General features: G+C 37.8%; 14 protein-coding genes. 13 read left to right on the plus strand and 1 reads right to left on the minus strand.

Going from position 1 to position 18505, the window contains the following annotated elements:
- Window positions 1-66 precede the first annotated feature (66 nt).
- The 10 genes from pepN to rmf all read left to right on the plus strand — a co-directional run bounded on the left by pepN (window position 67) and on the right by rmf (window position 16273).
- Window positions 67-2649, plus strand: coding sequence for an aminopeptidase N (gene pepN / locus ACMUMK_RS07590; RefSeq protein ID WP_414700529.1), 2583 nt, complete (start codon window positions 67-69; stop codon window positions 2647-2649).
- Window positions 2650-2664: 15 nt separating this feature from the next.
- Complete coding sequence (locus ACMUMK_RS07595) at window positions 2665-2886, plus strand: DUF2835 domain-containing protein (RefSeq protein ID WP_414700530.1); 222 nt, start codon at window positions 2665-2667, stop codon at window positions 2884-2886.
- 295 nt (window positions 2887-3181) lie between these two features.
- Window positions 3182-8017 carry an NAD-glutamate dehydrogenase gene (locus ACMUMK_RS07600; RefSeq protein WP_414700531.1) on the plus strand — a complete coding sequence of 1612 codons (4836 nt, stop codon included), beginning with the start codon at window positions 3182-3184 and terminating at the stop codon, window positions 8015-8017.
- Window positions 8018-8090: 73 nt separating this feature from the next.
- On the plus strand, window positions 8091-9098 hold the full coding sequence (gene pyrD, locus ACMUMK_RS07605) for a quinone-dependent dihydroorotate dehydrogenase (RefSeq protein WP_414701385.1): 1008 nt from the start codon (window positions 8091-8093) through the stop codon (window positions 9096-9098).
- A gap of 134 nt (window positions 9099-9232) precedes the next feature.
- Entirely contained in the window at window positions 9233-9745 is a 513-nt protein-coding gene (locus ACMUMK_RS07610) for a cell division protein ZapC domain-containing protein (protein ID WP_414700532.1), read from the plus strand.
- 112 nt (window positions 9746-9857) lie between these two features.
- A complete protein-coding gene (gene rlmKL, locus ACMUMK_RS07615; RefSeq protein ID WP_414700533.1) occupies window positions 9858-11957 on the plus strand; it encodes a bifunctional 23S rRNA (guanine(2069)-N(7))-methyltransferase RlmK/23S rRNA (guanine(2445)-N(2))-methyltransferase RlmL in 2100 nt (699 codons plus the stop codon).
- A gap of 14 nt (window positions 11958-11971) precedes the next feature.
- Complete coding sequence (locus tag ACMUMK_RS07620; RefSeq protein ID WP_414700534.1) at window positions 11972-12205, plus strand: glutaredoxin family protein; 234 nt, start codon at window positions 11972-11974, stop codon at window positions 12203-12205.
- Window positions 12202-14103 (plus strand): ABC transporter ATP-binding protein, encoded by a 1902-nt coding sequence (locus tag ACMUMK_RS07625; RefSeq protein WP_414700535.1) that lies wholly within the window; start codon window positions 12202-12204, stop codon window positions 14101-14103. The genes ACMUMK_RS07620 and ACMUMK_RS07625 overlap by 4 nt, the downstream gene beginning before the upstream one ends.
- A 26-nt stretch (window positions 14104-14129) precedes the next feature.
- A complete protein-coding gene (locus tag ACMUMK_RS07630; RefSeq protein ID WP_414700536.1) occupies window positions 14130-15827 on the plus strand; it encodes a DUF3466 family protein in 1698 nt (565 codons plus the stop codon).
- Between the two features lie 272 nt (window positions 15828-16099).
- Window positions 16100-16273, plus strand: a complete 174-nt coding sequence (gene rmf, locus ACMUMK_RS07635; protein WP_414700537.1) for a ribosome modulation factor — start codon at window positions 16100-16102, stop codon at window positions 16271-16273.
- A gap of 47 nt (window positions 16274-16320) precedes the next feature.
- Here the strand turns inward: rmf and fabA are convergent, their stop codons facing one another.
- Window positions 16321-16839 carry a 3-hydroxyacyl-[acyl-carrier-protein] dehydratase FabA gene (fabA, locus tag ACMUMK_RS07640; RefSeq protein ID WP_414700538.1) on the minus strand — a complete coding sequence of 173 codons (519 nt, stop codon included), beginning with the start codon at window positions 16837-16839 and terminating at the stop codon, window positions 16321-16323.
- A 136-nt stretch (window positions 16840-16975) separates the two neighbouring features.
- Between fabA and ACMUMK_RS07645 the strand changes: the two genes are divergently transcribed.
- The 3 genes from ACMUMK_RS07645 (at window position 16976) to ACMUMK_RS07655 (ending at window position 18454) form a co-directional block, all read left to right on the plus strand.
- Window positions 16976-17227: a hypothetical protein gene (locus ACMUMK_RS07645; RefSeq protein ID WP_133471555.1), complete on the plus strand. Its 252-nt coding sequence runs from the start codon at window positions 16976-16978 to the stop codon at window positions 17225-17227.
- A 7-nt stretch (window positions 17228-17234) separates the two neighbouring features.
- Window positions 17235-17942 carry a heparan-alpha-glucosaminide N-acetyltransferase gene (locus ACMUMK_RS07650; RefSeq protein ID WP_414700539.1) on the plus strand — a complete coding sequence of 236 codons (708 nt, stop codon included), beginning with the start codon at window positions 17235-17237 and terminating at the stop codon, window positions 17940-17942.
- A 95-nt stretch (window positions 17943-18037) separates the two neighbouring features.
- Window positions 18038-18454: a hypothetical protein gene (locus ACMUMK_RS07655; RefSeq protein WP_414700540.1), complete on the plus strand. Its 417-nt coding sequence runs from the start codon at window positions 18038-18040 to the stop codon at window positions 18452-18454.
- Window positions 18455-18505: the final 51 nt, after the last annotated feature.

Raw genomic sequence — 18505 nt, forward strand, 5'->3', positions numbered from 1 at the left:
TAAAGGCTGTTTAAATCTAAGCAGCCTTGTTTCATTCATCTATATCTAATAAAACTTGAGAAAGTCATGTCTACTAATACACCTATCGTAAAAAAACGTTGTGATTACCTAAAGCCAGATTTTACAATAAATAAAGTAAATCTTGAGTTTCAACTAGAAGCAACTGCAACTCGAGTGATTTGCATTACGCAAATAGAGCGTCAAGGTGGACACCAAAAGCCACTGATACTTAATGGTGAAGGTTTAGAATTGTTGTCTGTTTCAGTAAACGGAGCAGAGTATAGTGATTACACGGTAGATAAAGAAAGCCTTAGTTTACATACAGATTTAGATAAGTTTGAATTACGTATAGAAAACCTAATTAACCCTCAAGAAAACACCAGTTTAGAAGGGTTATATTTGTCGGCTGGGGCTTTTTGTACCCAATGTGAGGCAGAAGGCTTTAGAAAAATCACTTACTTTCTAGACAGGCCAGATGTATTAGCTGTTTACGATGTAAAAATCATAGCCGATAAAACCCAATTTCCATTTTTATTATCAAATGGCAATAAGGTGGCTGCAGGTGATTTAGCGGATAATAAGCACTTTGTTTCCTGGCAAGACCCTTTCAATAAACCTAGCTATTTGTTTGCGTTAGTCGCTGGAGATTTTGACCTTCTTGAAGATACTTTTATTACCCAGTCGAATAGAGAAATTGCTCTGCAACTATTTGTTGATAAAGGAAAATTAAGCAGAGGACAACACGCGTTAGACTCATTAAAAAAAGCAATGAGATGGGACGAAACAGAGTTTGGTTTGGAGTATGACTTAGATATTTACATGATTGTAGCCGTAGACTTTTTCAACATGGGCGCCATGGAAAATAAAGGTCTTAACGTATTTAACAGTAAATTTGTACTAGCCAATTCAGAAACCGCTACCGATGAAGATTACTTCAATATTGAAGCGGTTATTGCCCACGAATATTTCCATAACTGGACCGGTAACAGAGTAACCTGTCGAGACTGGTTCCAATTGAGCTTGAAAGAAGGTTTAACTGTTTTCAGAGATCAGCAATTTAGTGCTGATATGGGCTCTGCTATTGTTAACCGAATTAAAAATGTAAGGATTATTAGAGAGCATCAATTTGCAGAAGATGCTAGTGCCATGTCACATCCCATCAGACCTGATGAAGTGATGGAAATGAATAATTTCTATACGGTTACTGTATACGACAAGGGCTCAGAAGTTATTAGGATGTTGCATACTATTTTAGGTAAGCAAGGCTTTTTAGCGGGAATAAAGTTGTACTTTGAACGTTTTGATGGTCAAGCGGTTACCTGTGATGATTTTGTTCAGGCTATGGAGGATGCAAATAACAAAGACTTAACCCAATTTAGGTTGTGGTATAGCCAATCTGGTACCCCAAGTATTGATGTGACTGATGAATACGATGCAGAGTCTAATAGCTATAAGATTACGTTTAAACAAACCAATGAAGCTACTTTTGGGCAACAAATTAAACACAATTTAGTGATACCTATTCAATTTAGCTTATTAAATACTGCCGATGAAAAAGAGCATACCTTTGAACTTAAAGATGAAATTCAAACCCTAGAGTTTAAAGAGGTGAAAAACAAACCTCTGCCATCGTTACTTCATAATTTTAGTGCCCCAGTCAAATTACATTATGATTATCAACCATCTGAGCTTGCAAAAGTCATGGTAGCTTCACCTGATGATTTTGCACGCTGGGATGCTGGGCAATCCTTGTTTAGTGAATGCATTCATCAGGCGAGTAAATTGGCTGAAAATGAAAGCCAGCAATTAATTGATAGTACGGTTAAATATTTTGAAGAAATCGTTAATAGTAAAGATATGGATATTGCCCTTAAAGCTGAGATGTTATCTGTGCCAAGCTTTGAAACACTATTTCAGCAAGCAAGCTCAGTTAACATCGACAGCCTATATAAAACACGAGAATCCCTTTTAGTTAAAATGGGGCAAGCATTTGAACCTCAGTGGACAGCTATTTATAAAAATAAATCACTACAGAAGTATAGCTATAATCAAAATCAGGTTGAGCAGCGTAAACTTACAAACTTAGCTCTCAAGTATCTGAGTTTTGGCAATAAGAGCCTAGCAGCTGATTGCATAAGAGAGCAATTCTCTGGTTGCGATAACATGACAGATTCACTGGGGGCATTGTCTGCTGCTCAGTCAACAGGTTTAGACCTATTTGAAAACCTAATGGAGCAATTTGAACAAAAGTGGCATGACGATCCTCTGGTACTGGATAAATGGTTTGCACTACATGCCAATACATACAGAACCGATATTTTGTCTCGAATAGAACTCTTGATGAGTCATAGCCAATTTACAATTAATAATCCTAACCGGGTTAGAGCGTTAATAGGATCATTTGCATTTTTTAATGTTAAAGGTTTCCATAACTTAGATGGGAGTGGCTACAAATTTGTCGCAGATTATTTAATTAAATTAAATAGTGTTAACCCTCAGGTTGCAGCTCGTATTATTACGCCTTTAATTCAATGGCAAAAAGTCGACAAAGAGCGCCAGGAAATGATGCAGCACCAGCTAATGCGCATTGGAGATACAGAGGGGCTTAGCAAAGATTTATTTGAAAAAATTTCGAAAAGTTTACCTTAAGATGAGAGCTTTTGAATGCAAGCCTTTTATTTTTCATTATCACTAACCTATGATGAATGTGAATCTCTTTATCAACCAGGTATAAACACAGTAGTTATGACTGCTGAAAACGGTAAACGGATTCAATTACCCACAAAAAATTTACGACCTCACGTTACCCGTTCGGGCATTAAAGGTAGGTACAGGCTTATTATTGATAATAATAGTAAGTTTAAAAGTTTCGAGAAAATGGCGTAACGACTACGCCATTTCTTAAAACTTTTTTTGCATAAATATTTACCCAAATATGCAGTTTTTGCCTATATAGGCGCTTTTCTTATATAAAGTTGCATAGCTATGAAATATGTTAAAATTACGTAAATTAATCCCTTTTCTTAGGGTTTATTTTTAGCGAGAATACAGTCACTTAAGCCAAAAACTGTATCTTTCTCAGTCTTTTGTCTAACCTATTATTGTTTGTCATCTAGAACGTTTACCATTCTGAATGATGAATACTTTTTCAAAATTTAGTCAACTTAGTTTGGGCAAGCATATGACAGTAGTAAACAATCAGCACTCTGTTCTTCTAGAAAACGTGTATCAGTTAATTTCTAAAAAGGTAGCCTTAAAAGATGTAGAGCAGGTTACTCGTTTCTCTAAAACCCTATTTAAAAATATCGCAAGTAACGACTTAGACAAAAGAAGTGACAGTGATTTGTACGGCGCAACCCTTAGTCTTTGGAATGAATTTGTAGATTACGAGGGTAATGCGCCATTTATTAGAGCCTTTAACCCAGAAATAGGGAAGCATGGCTGGCAATCTACTCATAGCATTGTTGAGGTTATCGTGCCGGACATGCCATTTTTAGTGGATTCTATCCGCATGGCGTTAAACCGTATGGGTATTACAGCACATCTACTATTACATAGTCCGATTGCTTTATGTCGCGATAAAAAGGGCAAATTGCTTTCCTTTGAAAGCCCAAACAGTGATAAAAAAGATTTACTTAAGCAAACTGTGTTTCTAATAGAGGTGGACCGACAAACTTCTAAAAAAGCCTTAGATACTTTAGCTAAGGAATTGATGTCCGTTGTAAATGACGTCTCTCTGGCAGTAAATGATTGGCAGCCAATGCGTAAGCGTCTCCTTGATTTAGTAGACAGTATTAGCAACAAGCCAGCCGTCACTAGCAAAGAAGAACATGAAGAACTGATTAAGTTTCTAAATTGGTTGAGTGATCATAACTTCACCTTGATGGGGTATCGTTCTTATAGTGTGACGGGAATCGATGGTGATCACCGCTGGGTAGCAGACAACGACACCAGTTTGGGGTTAATGAAAAACTCTAAAACTGATCGTGAACGTGTCCTTTCAAATATACCTTTAACTGCCCGAGAAGAAGCCCTTAGCTCAAATCCACTCATGTTAACAAAAACCAGTTCTAGGTCTCGTGTGCATCGCCCCGCATACCTTGATTATATTGGAATAAAACGTTTTGATGAATCTGGAAATGTAATAGGTGAAGACAGGTTTATAGGATTATATTCTGCTTCTTTTTACAATAGCAGTGCCACACAAATTCCCGTTCTACAGAAAAAAATTGAAGAGATTTCTAAATTGTCAGGATTTGACCCTGGCACACACGGGCACAAAGCTTTTCTCAACATTATAGAAACTTACCCTAGAGATGAATTGTTACAAGGTACAGTCGCTGAACTGGCACAAATTATCTTGGGCATATTTCAGATGCAAGAGCGGGGAATGTCTAGGTTATTTGTACGCAAAGACAACTTCGGCCGTTTTATATCTAGTATGGTGTTTGTTCCTAGAGAGCGCTACAACACAAAGCTAAGAAAAGAGACCCAAGCTTTGCTTAAAAAGTCATTTTTAAGTGAGCAAGAAGTAGAGTTTACCACTTATTTTTCAGAGTCTGTTTACGCCAGGACACACTACATAACCCGAGTTAAAAATAACAATGCGGAATATAATGTGAAGGAAATAGAGAAGAACATCATTGAGTTAAACAAAAGTTGGGAAGACAAACTTTCAGCGACTATCCGCGATAACCATGGTGAAGCCAAAGGTAAAAAGCTAGAGCGTAGTTATATCAATGGTTTCTCTAGCAGTTATAAAGAATGCAATTTACCCAGCGCAGCGCTTATTGATATTGAAAAGCTCGAACAGTTAAGTGCAGATAAAAATCTAGATATGTTGTTTTATCGTCCTTTAGAAGAAGGACCTGACAGCAAAGCAGTTAGATTAAAGCTATTCCACAGAAATGAGCCAATACATTTGTCTGCAGTTTTGCCTATGTTGGAGAACTTTGGGTTACGCGTAATCGACGAAAGTCCATATAAAGTAACCTTAGATGATGGTTCCGTAAACTGGATCATGGACTTTTCTATGTTACATAATGCCAGTAATGACTTAGACATGGACCAAGCACAAAGCTTATTCCAAGCTGCTTTTTCACAGGTTTGGTATAACCAATTAGAAGATGATTCTTTCAATAGATTGGTGTTAAGTGGAGGTTTGCCTGGACGTAACGTAACTATTTTACGTTCGTACGCTAAATACATGCGCCAAATTGGTAGTTCTTTCAGCCATGATTATATTGCCGGTACCATGGCAAATTATCCAAAAATCGCTGCCTTGTTGATAGCTTTGTTTCATCAAAAATTTGATCCTGCCATTAAGCGCAGTAGTAAAGATGAAGACAAGTTATTAGATACCATTAAAGAACAATTAGATGAGGTTTCGAATTTGGATGACGATAGAATCATTCGTCGTTATTTAGATTTAATACTAGCAACCTTAAGAACTAACTTTTATCAAAAAGACCATGAGGGTAACGATAAAGCTTACATATCTTACAAGCTATTACCTGAGCTGATCCCTGAAATGCCTTTACCTAGGCCTAAGTTTGAGATTTTTGTATACAGCCCAAGAATCGAAGGTGTGCACTTAAGAGGGGGCAAAGTTGCCCGAGGTGGGTTGCGCTGGTCTGATAGGCAAGAAGATTTTAGAACAGAAATCTTAGGTCTAGTAAAAGCGCAACAGGTAAAAAATACCGTGATTGTCCCTGTTGGAGCCAAAGGTGGATTTGTATGTAAAAAACCTCCTATTGGACAAGGCAGAGAAGCTTTTCAAAAAGAAGGGCAAGAATGCTACAAAACCTTTATCCGCAGTCTCTTAGACATAACTGATAACATAGTTGATGGCAAAGTGGTTCATCCCAAAGATGTGGTGCGATTGGATGAAGACGATGCTTATCTTGTTGTGGCAGCAGATAAAGGTACAGCGACGTTTTCAGATATTGCAAATGGCATAGCCGAAGAGTTTAATTTTTGGCTTGGTGACGCTTTTGCATCCGGTGGCAGTATTGGTTATGACCATAAAAAGATGGGCATAACCGCAAGAGGTGCTTGGGAGTCTGTGAAACGCCACTTTAGAGAAATGGGTAAAGATTGCCAAACCAGTGATTTTACCTGTGTTGCTATTGGTGATATGGCAGGAGATGTATTTGGTAATGGCATGTTATTGTCCAAACATACAAAATTGGTTGTGGCGTTTAACCATTTAAGTATCTTTTTTGACCCCAATCCAAATATTGAAACCAGTTACAAAGAGCGTAAACGTCTATTCGAAGATCCCTCTTTGAGCTGGGATGACTATGACAAGTCATTGATTTCTAAAGGGGGGAATGTCTTTAGCCGCTCTGCTAAATCAATTAAATTAAGCCCTGAAATGAAAAAGATGTTGGACACTAAACAAGCCAGCATGACGCCAAATGAACTAATACATTCAGTATTAAAAATGCCCGTTGACTTACTATGGAATGGCGGAATTGGCACGTATGTTAAAAGTAGCAAAGAAACCCATTCCCAAGTGGGTGACAGAGCTAACGATGATGTTCGTGTAAACGGTAATGAGCTAAAAGCTAAAATTATAGGTGAGGGCGGTAACTTAGGTGCAACCCAATTAGGGCGAATAGAGTTTGCTGAAAATGGCGGTAGGGTAAATACAGACTTTATTGATAATGTTGGTGGTGTTGATTGTTCAGATAACGAAGTTAATATCAAAATTCTGTTGAATACCTTAGTAAGTGCTGGTGATTTAACCATTAAGCAGCGTAATAATTTGCTTTACGAAATGACAGACGAAGTAGGAGACTTGGTAATTCAAGATTGCTACAGACAAACTGAGTCTATATCCATTTCAAAACTAGGTGGAGTAGGCCAATTAAGAGAGCAACTTAGGTTTATTCATGGTCTCGAGCGTGAAGGGTATCTAAACAGAGAGCTAGAGTTTATCCCTACCGATGATGAAATTTCAGACAGATTAGCAAAATCTTCAGGTCTTACTAGGCCTGAGCTATCCGTTTTAATTGCCTACGGAAAAATGGTTATGAAGGAGCAATTTAATGTTCCGACAATCACCGATAACCCTTACCATGGAAAATTATTAATTGAAGCATTTCCTGTAAAACTACAACAACAGTTTTCTTCACAAATGCAGCAACATCCGCTTAGAAGTGAAATTATTGCCACTAAGCTCACCAATAATATTATTAATGATTTAGGCATGAACTATGTCTTTAGAATTAAGGAAGAAACTGGTGCCGGTGTTGATGAAATTGCCAATGCATACGCAGTAGTAAAAGGCATATACAGAATGGAAACTTTGTGGAAAGAAGTTGAGGCTCTAGATAACTGCATACCTTCAAAGGTTCAACTTGGTATGCTAGATAGTATGCGCCGCACTATGCGCCGGGCGTCTCGCTGGTATTTAAGGCACGGCAATAAATCTATTGGAATACAAGAAGCAATTGATAGTTACCAAACAACTTACGATGACTTGTATGCAAACTTAGAAAACTACTTGGTAGAAACTGAATATACAGAATTACAAGCAGCTTGTGCTGAGCTAGAAAAGTCAGGCGTTCCTAAAGAAACTGCTTATAAAGTAGCAGCTTTAAGTAATATGTTCCCCTGTATGGACATAGCGCAAATTGCCCATGCTGAAAACAAAGACATTCAACTGGTGTCTAATTTGTACTACAAACTGGGTTCTAAGTTAGAGTTACATTGGTTCTTAGAGCAAATAGATAAACAAGCTGTGAGTAATCATTGGCAAGCTCTAGCTAGAGCTTCATATCGAGAAGAGCTAGATTGGCAGCAGCGTTCTCTAACCTCAGTACTTTTATCTGGGTCAAAAGGTAAAAATGCTGAAGTAATTCTAAAAAACTGGATGGACAATAATCAATCTTTGTTAGATCGCTGGTATCATATGATGTCGGAGTTCAGAACCAGTAGCACTCACGAGTTTGCCAAGTTTTCCGTAGCCCTTAGAGAGTTAATGCTTCTAAGCATCAACGCTAACGACTGATAAAACTGTCTAACATAGCCCTGGTTGTTACCTTTGGTATCACCGGGGCTTTTTTATGCCTAAAGAGAAAGATATGTATTCAATTATTCAAAAATGTTTATTCACTCAAGATGCAGAGTGGAGTCACGACTTTACTATCAATTGGTTGAGAAGGACGCAAAACACCCCTTTAAACTTTATATACAAGCAAACTATTGCACCAAAGCCAGTCAATGTTTTTGGTATTACATTTAAAAACCCAGTGGGCTTAGCTGCAGGCTTAGATAAAAATGGCGAGTGTATAGATGCTTTTGGAGCCATGGGATTTGGGTTTGTAGAAATTGGAACGGTTACGCCAAAACCCCAAGCAGGGAATGATAAGCCTCGCATGTTTAGATTGCCAAAAGGGCAGGCGATTATTAATCGCATGGGATTCAATAATAAAGGCGTAGACAACTTAATTAAAAACGTTAAGAAGTCAAAATATGACGGAGTCCTTGGAATTAACATTGGCAAAAATAAACTTACGCCAGAAGAAAACGCCTTAGATGACTATCTAATTTGCCTTCGTAAAGTCTATAACTATGCAAGTTACGTAACCGTAAATATCTCTTCCCCAAACACGCCAGGATTAAGAAACCTACAACATGGAGATGCCTTAGAAACGCTTCTAAAAGGTCTTAAAAATGAGCAGAAATTATTAGCAGTAGAGCACGGGAAATATGTCCCGATTCTAGTGAAGATCGCACCTGATCTAACTGATGTGGAAATTGTCGACATGGCAAATTCTTTGATCGAAGCAGAGATCGACGGAGTTATTGCAACAAACACAACTTTAGACAGAGATCTGGTTAAAGGGCAGGAATATTCTGAAGAAATGGGCGGTCTAAGCGGGGCAGTGTTACAAGCTAAAAGCGAGGCTGTTGCAGAGAAGTTATGCAAAGAGATCGCAGGTAGAATACCAGTTATAGGCGTAGGGGGTATTCACTCCGGATCAAGCGCAAAAGAACGGATCCAAGCTGGATCGCAGCTGATCCAAGTGTACTCATCTTTGATCTACAAGGGACCTAGTTTGATCAAGGAGATCGTGGATTCCTTATAAGGATCGTCGACAGATCTAGACATTTTAGAATAATTAAATATGGCAAATTAGCACCCTAATAGTAGAAATTTGTGTTAGCTTTTTAGGTCATAAATTTACTAATAATTGGTGCTAATTTTTTTATGTTGCAGCCTATGGCAGATTGGTTTTGGTTCTCTGAAAATGGTCAACTAATGTTGTCCATGGGAAAAGAGTGGCAATGTACAACTGCCTATAACGAACAACATATTGTGGATCTCCCAGATGAGAAATGTTTGTTTAGTCTTAGAGATACTGAAATTTACCTGTCCATCGGTAATTGTTTAGTAAATAGTGATATACAGTTTTCTGAAGCAAACCTTACTCATATTCTCATTAACGCCACTGCAGCCTTAACTTTTCACAAACCAGTGTCACCGAAAAGTTGGTTGTTTAATGAAATAGAATATTTTGGGGCTAATCATAGGTTAGCTAAAATTCATACATCGGTGGGTGAAGGTATTGTTTTGGTGTTGTGCGATGAAAAACAACTCGCTACCTGCATGTTAATATCAAAAGATGTACAAATTAATCAAAAGAAATCCCTGAAACAATTCGACCTTGTAAAAGTGGCAGTAAATCGTTTAGAGCCTCTTCTGGTTGCCTCCGGTACACAATTAACTGCTTAGCTAGTAAATATCAGTATTTAAAAGCAGTCCTTTTCCTGATTAAACATGCGCTTAATGCTTATTTACCGTATAATCCCGCCCGTTTTAGCGCCATATCCATGTGAGATACATAATGTTTGAATTTTTAATAACCACTTCTAAAGGCTTAGATGGCCTGCTTTTTGATGAGATTGCAGCTATTTGCCCAGATGTGGCATTAAAAAGTAAGCCCGGTCAGGTATTAATGACTGGGCAATTAAGTGATGCCTATAAAATTTGTTTGTGGTCGAGGTTAGCTAACCGCGTCTTGGTTAAATTAGCGGAAGGTGAAATTGATACTGCAGACGATGTTTACAAAGTAACAGACAAGGCGAACTGGCCTAGTCATTTTGGGGTCCATGACACCTTTATGGTTGACTTTAATGGCACCAATCAAAGTATTAATAATACTCAGTTTGGTGGTTTAAAAGTTAAAGATGCCATAGTTGATCAGTTTTCGACTTTTTTTGATGAGCGTCCATCAGTCAATAAGCTTTCTCCTGATATCCGAATTCAAGCTAGATTGTGGCGCAATGTATTAGCTGTATATATAGACTTATCTGGCCAAAGTTTGCATCAACGCCATTATCGGGCGAAAACAGGTTTAGCTCCGGTCAAAGAGCATTTAGCTAGTGCTATGTTAATTAGAAGCGGTTGGACGGTAGATATAGACAAGCCTTTATTAGATCCTATGTGCGGTGCAGGGACTATTGCAATCGAAGCGGCATTAGTTTCTAAAAACGTCGCTCCTGGCCTTAGCCGCAAACAATGGGGATTTGATGCTTGGAAACAACATGAAGTTGACCTATGGAATGAACTTAAAAACCAAGCAGATGCTGAGCAAAAAGAACCAGCCGGAAAAATATACGCTAATGATATAGATAAGTCCGTTGTTGCAATTGCTAAAGAAAATGCTCGTATAGCGGGAGTGCTAGATAATATTGACTTTAGTACTCATGATGCCTGTAAATTTGGTTTATTAGAAAATAACCATGGTTATATAGTCACTAATCCACCCTATGGCGAAAGGTTAAGCGACAGTAATAAGCTTATTCCTACCTTTCAAAAATGGGGCTTAGCGTTAAAGCAGAATTTCCAGAACTGGAAATTGTCTATATTAACTTCAGACCGAGATTTGCTAAGGCAAATGAAGTTAAGCTCGAATAAAGAATACAAACTCATGAATGGTAAGCTTGAGTGTGTGTTAGTGAATTTTGAGTTAGATGAACGTAATTGTATTGTTCGAGAAACCAAACCAATAAGTAATGACTTTGCAAACAGACTAAAAAAGAATTTGCAAAAAACGCAGCGCTGGTTAAAAAAGCAAAATACCAATTGTTATCGTATTTATGATGCGGACTTACCCGAATATAATGTTGCCGTTGATAGGTACGCTGATTATCTAGTGGTGCATGAATACGCTGCGCCAAAAGACGTACCTGAGCATAAAGCAAAAAGACGGTTACAAGATGTTGTTTTGTCATTGCCACAAGTCACAGGTGTGGATGCAAACAAGATAATTCTGAAAGTGCGTGAGCAGCAAAAAGGTAAAAATCAGTATCAGAAAGTATCACAACGTAAAGAAACCATTGAGGTTTTTGAAAATGGCGCTAAATTCCAAGTTAACTTATTTGATTACTTAGACACTGGTTTATTTTTAGACCATAGAATTACCCGTCAAATTGTACAGCAAAAATCTGCGGGCAAAGATGTATTGAATTTGTTTGCTTATACGGGCAGTGTGTCGGTCCATGCTGCTTTAGGTAGAGCAAAATCCATTACAACTGTTGATATGTCAAATACCTATATTGATTGGGCGAAAGAAAACTTTAAGATAAATGGTCTTAAAGGGGCATATGAGTTTGTTCAAGCAGACTGCTTAACTTGGTTGAAGAACCATAATAGCCAGTATGATTTAATGTTTATTGACCCACCATCATTTTCTAATTCAAAGCGAATGGAATCCACATGGGATGTGCAAAGAGATCACATTAACCTGTTGAGCGATGCCCTTAAATGTTTAAAACCTGGAGGCGAAATCATATTCTCTAACAACTTACGTCAGTTTAAGTTAGATGAGGCTTCTTTAGGTAAAATGGGGGTTACGATTAATAATATATCTAAACAGACATTGCCTGAGGATTTTCAGAGAAACCCTAAGATCCATCATTGTTGGTCTCTAGTTAAGCAGTAGGAACATTAAGTCTTATGTCATTAATTTTTTATTCTGGTAAAGAATGTTGCTTGTGTGACCAAGCAGAGTCTCTATTAAGAGAAGTATCACCAAAAGCGCTGGCAATGGCTACAAAAGTCGATGTTCGCTCAAGTACAGACTTATATCATAATTATGGTGCAAGGATCCCAGTGTTACTTGATGAACAAAGCCAAACAGAGTTAGCTTGGCCATTTAATAAAGAACAATTAGAAGAGTTTTTATCTTGAGTTTATTTCAGTTAAAAAATGCCAGTATTATTCTTGGGCATCCACCATTATTAAATGGTATCGAGTTAGTTATTCAGCCAGGAGAAAGGCTGTGTTTGGTTGGTCGAAATGGCTGTGGTAAGTCAACCTTACTGAAAGTCATAGAGGGTGAAATCAAACTTGATGATGGTCAACGGATTGTTAGTGGTGATGTGAAAATTTCCCGTCTACCACAAGACCCACCGTCAAGTGTGCAGTGTTCGCTGTTTGATTATGTATCTGAAGGTTTAGCTGAAGTTGGCCAATATTTAAAGGAATACTTTCAAACCGCAGATTTAGTTGCTGAAGACCCATCAGAAGCCAATTTATCAAAATTGGAATCATTGCAACACAAAATCGACCATCATAATGGTTGGCAGTTTGAACAAAAAATTCAACAAGTATTAACTAAGCTGCAGTTAGACCCAAATCAGCAACTCAGTGACTTATCAGGTGGTTGGCGAAGAAAAGCTGCACTAGCTAAAGCCATGGCAAGTGAACCAGATGTTTTGTTGTTAGACGAACCAACAAACCACCTTGATATAAATATGATCAAGTGGCTTGAAGAGGCCATAGCTGGGTATTCTGGAGCAGTTGTATTTGTAAGCCATGATAGAGCGTTTATTAGAAAAGTAGCCAGTAGAATTATTGATTTAGACCGAGGTAATCTTGTAAGTTATCCTGGTAGTTATCAAGCATATTTAGAACAAAAAACTCATGACCTAGAAGTTGAAGAAGCCCAAAATGCCTTATTCGATAAAAAATTGAGCCAGGAAGAAACCTGGATTAGACAAGGCATTAAAGCTCGCCGAACCAGAAACGAAGGACGGGTTAGGGCACTTAAAGCCTTACGTTTGGAGCATTCTCAGCGTGCAAATAAATTGGGTAGAGCAAAAGTCAGTGTGAGCGAATCTAAGAGCTCAGGAAAGATTGTTTTTGAGACCGAAGCGCTACATTACAAAATTGCAGATAAGCTCATAGTAGAGTCATTAACAACCACTATCTTGCGGGGCGAAAAACTAGCATTAGTTGGCCCTAATGGATGTGGTAAAAGTACTCTCATCAAACTCTTACTTGAAGAATTAGCGCCAACCTCTGGAACAGTGAAATCTGGTGCAAATATTGAGGTCGCTTATTTTGATCAGCACAGAGACCAGTTAGACGGTGAGCTTAGGGTTATAGATTGTATTGCAGATGGTAAACGTGAAGTGACCCTAAATGGGCGTACTAAACATGTTATGAGTTACCTGCAAGATTATCTGTTTACGCCTGAGCGAGTAAATTCCCCGGTTAAATCTTTATCTGGAGGCGAGAAAAACAGATTATTACTGGCTAAACTAATGCTCAAGCCCAGTAATTTACTTATTTTGGATGAACCGACAAACGACTTAGATGTGGAAACACTTGAGTTGCTAGAAGATACCATTTCAAATTACCCTGGCACAGTAATACTAGTAAGCCATGATAGAGAGTTTGTTGATAATGTAGTGACATCAAGTTACTTTTTTGAAGGTAATGGTATTGTTAAAGAATTTGTTGGTGGCTGTACAGACATAGCTAACTGGTATCAACAATTTTCATCTGATAAAAAATCAAAAACTGAAACTAAATCAGAAACTAAGAGTCTAAAGGCTAAGCCCAAGGATGGAAACAGTAAAAAACTATCATATAAACTTCAACATGAATTAGAATCGTTACCTTTAAAAATTGAAACCTTGGAAACTCAGATTGAGACCTTACAAGAAACAGTCAATAAAGCTGACTTTTTCAAACAAGATGCATCGGTTACAGACCCAATACTTAATGAACTGAGTGAGAAACAAAGTGTTTTAACTCAATCATACGACAGGTGGGATGAAATCGAAGGCATGCTCGAATAATACATAAGTAGTAAGCAGGATATTAAATGATTAAGAAAAAGCTGGCTGTAGCACTATCTATTGCTCTTTTATCAATAGGTCCAGTAGAAGCCGCTAAATATAGAGTGGTTGAGTTAGATGTTGCCAATGTAGGAGAAGACAGTTTTCCTAGTGCTATCAATGATGATGGCGAAATGTCTGTTAATGTTGCATCACCCTATAATGTGCCAATCGATTTAGATCTACTAGATTTTGACTCTATCGCGTTAAATGCTTTGTTAACGGATCCAGCAGCGGCGAGCTTTGGCAATATTAATGAAGTAGATTATGAATTACTTTTAGGGTTTATCAGAGATCAAAGCGGTTCTCAATTATCTCAACAAATTGCATCCCTCATTAGTTATCAAGCATCTGAAGATGAAACAAACTATATACCTGTTTTTGACCAAGAAGCGTCAGAAGATGGCGATTACACCTTTAGTTCAAACGTAACCACCCGTGACATTAATAACTCAGATTTTACCGCTGGAAGTAGCCAAGGTTACTATTTTAAAGTGGATTACCAGCTAGATGATGGCGAAGATGTTACTTTTGTCGTAAATGAGTTTGGTAGAAGAGGCTTTGTTTCAAGAAATGGAGTGACTACAGAATTGCCACCTCCTGAAGATTTTGCTGGTGGTTTTAGTGAAGCCTATGGCTTAAATAACAGTAATCAGGTAGTCGGGTTTGGAACCACAGAATTTTTAACAGACTCTTTTGAACTAGCAGAAGAAAACTGTGAAGACGAAGACTTAAGAGGTGATGTACCTTATGAGTCGTGTATCTCTAGCTTGGCTGCAACACTGACTTCTAATTTGACAGATGCGTCTCAATTAAGAGGCTTAATTTGGGAGCTAGATGACGAAGGGAATCTATTAGATACCACTGAACTTGGTATTTTGTTTGAGCCAGAAGCAGAAGACACCTCTGGTTACACTAGCCGAGCTGTGGCAATTAATGACAATGGTATTGCTGTAGGCGTATCAAACGGTGAATATACTAACGCTCAAGGAACAGTAATTCGTAATTACGGTGTTATATTTAATGGTGATGAAATCATCAATCTAACTCCTAATCCTGAAGAGTTAGTCGCGTTGTCAACTGTAAATATTAGTACCGCGACAGATATAAATAACAATAACTTGGTGGTTGGATATCATGCTCAGCGTGTAAACGGTTTTACCAGAGATAAATTTTTTGTTTACGATATGAGCTTAGGTGAACTTGAATCACCCGATGATTTTTTTGCAGGCTCAAGGAGTGTCGCCTTAGCCGTTAATAATAATAATTTAGTGGTTGGCTTTGGTGAAGTTGATGCAGCAATAAATGGAAGACGAAGCGAAGGCTTTTTGTATGACCACAATACACAGGAGTTTAACCGAATCGGTGATTTAATTGATTGCGATTCGATTTATACCATAGTTCAAGCTAATGCCATTAATGATAACGATGAGATTGCAGCAACCGCTTTGTATTTGCAGCCGGCACGGGATTCTAGAGGCGAGTTAATTCTAGACTCAGGTGGTAATGAAATCCTAGTTGATAAGATAGCTGCAGTGAAGCTCGTGCCTATTGAAGGTGGAGAAATAGAAACCTGTGAAGTCCCTATTGAAGAAATAGCAAGACCACGCCAAGGTGCATCACTAGGATGGCTGATAATGTTTTCAGGTTTGTTGCTTTTATGGCGCAGAGTAGTAAAAAGATAAAACCGATACCCAATTAAAAAACCGCTACTTAGCGGTTTTTTTGTATGTCATTGGTAATTGATAATATTAAATTTATATTACAACAGGGTTTAAAAACAATTTTTTTAGTAGAAATTGGTTTATGAAAATTACTTTTGTATTTTCAATGATTTATTAGAAATACATCAGAAAAAATGCGTTCGGCTATTGAACCAATATTACAATTCTATTATCTCTTATAGCGTGGTTCACAAGAACTACTAACTCACCTTAAAACCGAAAGAGAGAACTCAATGAAAAGACAGAAAAGAGACAGACTTTCCAGAGCACATTCCAAAGGTTACCAAGCAGGCGTTGCAGGGCGTTCTAAGGATAATTGCCCATTCCAAAGTTCAGAAGTGAGGTCTGAGTGGTTAGGCGGTTGGCGAGAGGCCATAGATGATAAAAATTTAGGATTAATTAAATAAAAATAAAGCCCCAGCAAAGGGGCTTTATTATGTGTGATAGGGAGAACTTAAAAGCTGCTAGTGTCTTGGAACAAACCAACTTTTAAATCTTTAGCTTGATAGATAACTCTTCCATCAACAGCAACAGTACCGTCACCTAACCCCATAAATAATTTACGCTTGATAACACGCTTCAAATCAATGCGGTAAGTTACTTTTTTGGCTGTTGGTAATATTTGACCAGTAAATTTTACTTCACCAACTCCTAATGCACGACCTTTACCTGGCCCACCTGACCATCCTAAGAAAAAGCCAACTAATTGCCACATTGCGTCTAATCCTAAACAACCAGGCATGACTGGATCACCCGGAAAGTGACAATCAAAAAACCATAAATCTGGAGTGACATCTAACTCAGCTTCAATATAACCTTTGTCAAATTCCCCACCTGTTTCATGTATCTCTACAATTCTGTCCATCATCAACATGTTAGGGGCAGGAAGCTGACTATTGCCAGGACCAAATAAATCGCCTCTACTACAGGCTAAAAGTTCTTCTCTCGTGAAACTATTTTGTTGCATTGTCATTCTATATACTTGCCTAAATTATTTTAGGTAGTAATTTAGCGAACACTTGTAAGCTAAACAACTCTGAACAGTCAAAAACTTATACTTTTTAATAAATTAAGATGTAAAAAGCATAAAACTAAGTAACAAGGGCAGAATGAGCAAGTTAAAATCTACGGCAAATGCAGAAAAGCAAAAACGTTTTCGTGAAAGACAAAAAGAAAAGGGTAACAAGCAGGTAAGGGGATATGTCACGCCCCAGGCTAGATTTTGTTATAAAGAAATATCCGAGAAAACGGGGTGGACAGATAGTGAAATCTTATCCAATTCGTTACGCATAACCTATGCGGCCTATAAATGTGGCCAAATTAAGTTACTGAATGAATGGTTAAAAGATAATAATAATTAATAAAAACATGAAGTTAACTAAAAATAAAGTACACCGCTGTTATGAACTTGATGTGTTAAGAGGTTTTGCCATAGTTTTGATGGTCATTTTTCATTTTTGCTATGACTTAAGCATATTTGGCTGGGCCTCATACAATACTGGGCAAGATTTAGAATGGAGAATTTTTAGAGCCATTATTGTAACTAGCTTTTTATTGGCTGTCGGTATGAGTAGTTATTTGGCTTACCATAAACATATTAATCTCAGAAAGCTCACAATGGCGACAGCTAAATTGCTATTTGTTGCGTTAATCTTAACTATTGGCAGCTTGTTCATGTATCCCAGCGCTTGGGTATATTTTGGGATAATTCATTTGATAGCGGTGGCTTTACCTATATCTGTACTTTTTGTACGTATACCTAATTTTTCCTTGATTATAGGTGTACTAATTATTCTGTCTTATAGTTTAGGCTGGTTGTCTATGGAGCCAATTTGGTCTTGGTCGGTCAAACACTTAGGTATCCCTAAAACAACAGTGGACTTAGCCAGTATTATACCTTGGCTAGGTGTGGTGCTTATTGGTGTGTTTGTCATGCATAAACAGTTGTTTTCTATTAGGCTTCCAGAAAATACTGTATTTAATAAGCTAAGTACCTTAGGTCAATATTCACTTATTATTTACTTAGTACATCAACCCATTTTGTACGCTGTGCTATTAGCGGTTAAATCTTTGTAATAAAAGCTAGGTGGTTTATGGTGTGGACTGATTCATTACACGCCATAGCAGCCTGCCTTGATTGACACTCTATTCATTTTGATTACACTAGCTACATGAAAATCACCATCAAATGTTTATTAATCATGCTTACCTTATTGACTAGCCAAGTCAGCAAGGCGTATGAGGCTGTGCCATCGGCTGAGCACTGCGATATGCAAATGCAGTCTCATGTGCAGCAGGGTAGTGAGCAAATGGACATGTCTTCAATGATGGATAATCATAGAAGTGGTGATTCAAGCTCTGCAATGGAAAAAATGGAATGTTGCGATAACTCTGACTCTGAAATGGCTATTTCTAATATATGCAATGATGGGCAATGTGGGTGTGAATCCCTTGTTGGCTCTATTGTTATTTTGATATCTCCCTTTGAGTCAATGGAACTGCACAGTGTAAGTATACCTATTGCCTACTTCCCGCAATACCTGCCATCTCCTTCTATTGATCAAGTAAAACGACCTCCAATCTTTTAGTTCTCACCCCAGCTCAAGTGGGGAAAATCGAAATATTTGATTTATTTATTT

It is taken from the genome of Paraglaciecola sp. 2405UD69-4 (assembly GCF_047525415.1).
GTDB lineage: Bacteria > Pseudomonadota > Gammaproteobacteria > Enterobacterales > Alteromonadaceae > Paraglaciecola.

Bases quoted from the DNA above. Each gene is read 5' to 3' on its own strand.
- ACMUMK_RS07595 (WP_414700530.1), top strand. From the start codon at position 2,665: ATGCAAGCCTTTTATTTTTCATTATCACTAACCTATGATGAATGTGAA.
- fabA (WP_414700538.1), bottom strand. From the start codon at position 16,839: ATGACAATGCAACAAAATAGTTTCACGAGAGAAGAACTTTTAGCCTGT.
- pyrD (WP_414701385.1), top strand. From the start codon at position 8,091: ATGTATTCAATTATTCAAAAATGTTTATTCACTCAAGATGCAGAGTGG.
- ACMUMK_RS07645 (WP_133471555.1), top strand. From the start codon at position 16,976: ATGAGCAAGTTAAAATCTACGGCAAATGCAGAAAAGCAAAAACGTTTT.
- ACMUMK_RS07610 (WP_414700532.1), top strand. From the start codon at position 9,233: ATGGCAGATTGGTTTTGGTTCTCTGAAAATGGTCAACTAATGTTGTCC.
- pepN (WP_414700529.1), top strand. From the start codon at position 67: ATGTCTACTAATACACCTATCGTAAAAAAACGTTGTGATTACCTAAAG.
- rlmKL (WP_414700533.1), top strand. From the start codon at position 9,858: ATGTTTGAATTTTTAATAACCACTTCTAAAGGCTTAGATGGCCTGCTT.
- ACMUMK_RS07620 (WP_414700534.1), top strand. From the start codon at position 11,972: ATGTCATTAATTTTTTATTCTGGTAAAGAATGTTGCTTGTGTGACCAA.
- ACMUMK_RS07630 (WP_414700536.1), top strand. From the start codon at position 14,130: ATGATTAAGAAAAAGCTGGCTGTAGCACTATCTATTGCTCTTTTATCA.
- ACMUMK_RS07650 (WP_414700539.1), top strand. From the start codon at position 17,235: ATGAAGTTAACTAAAAATAAAGTACACCGCTGTTATGAACTTGATGTG.
- rmf (WP_414700537.1), top strand. From the start codon at position 16,100: ATGAAAAGACAGAAAAGAGACAGACTTTCCAGAGCACATTCCAAAGGT.
- ACMUMK_RS07655 (WP_414700540.1), top strand. From the start codon at position 18,038: ATGAAAATCACCATCAAATGTTTATTAATCATGCTTACCTTATTGACT.
- ACMUMK_RS07600 (WP_414700531.1), top strand. From the start codon at position 3,182: ATGACAGTAGTAAACAATCAGCACTCTGTTCTTCTAGAAAACGTGTAT.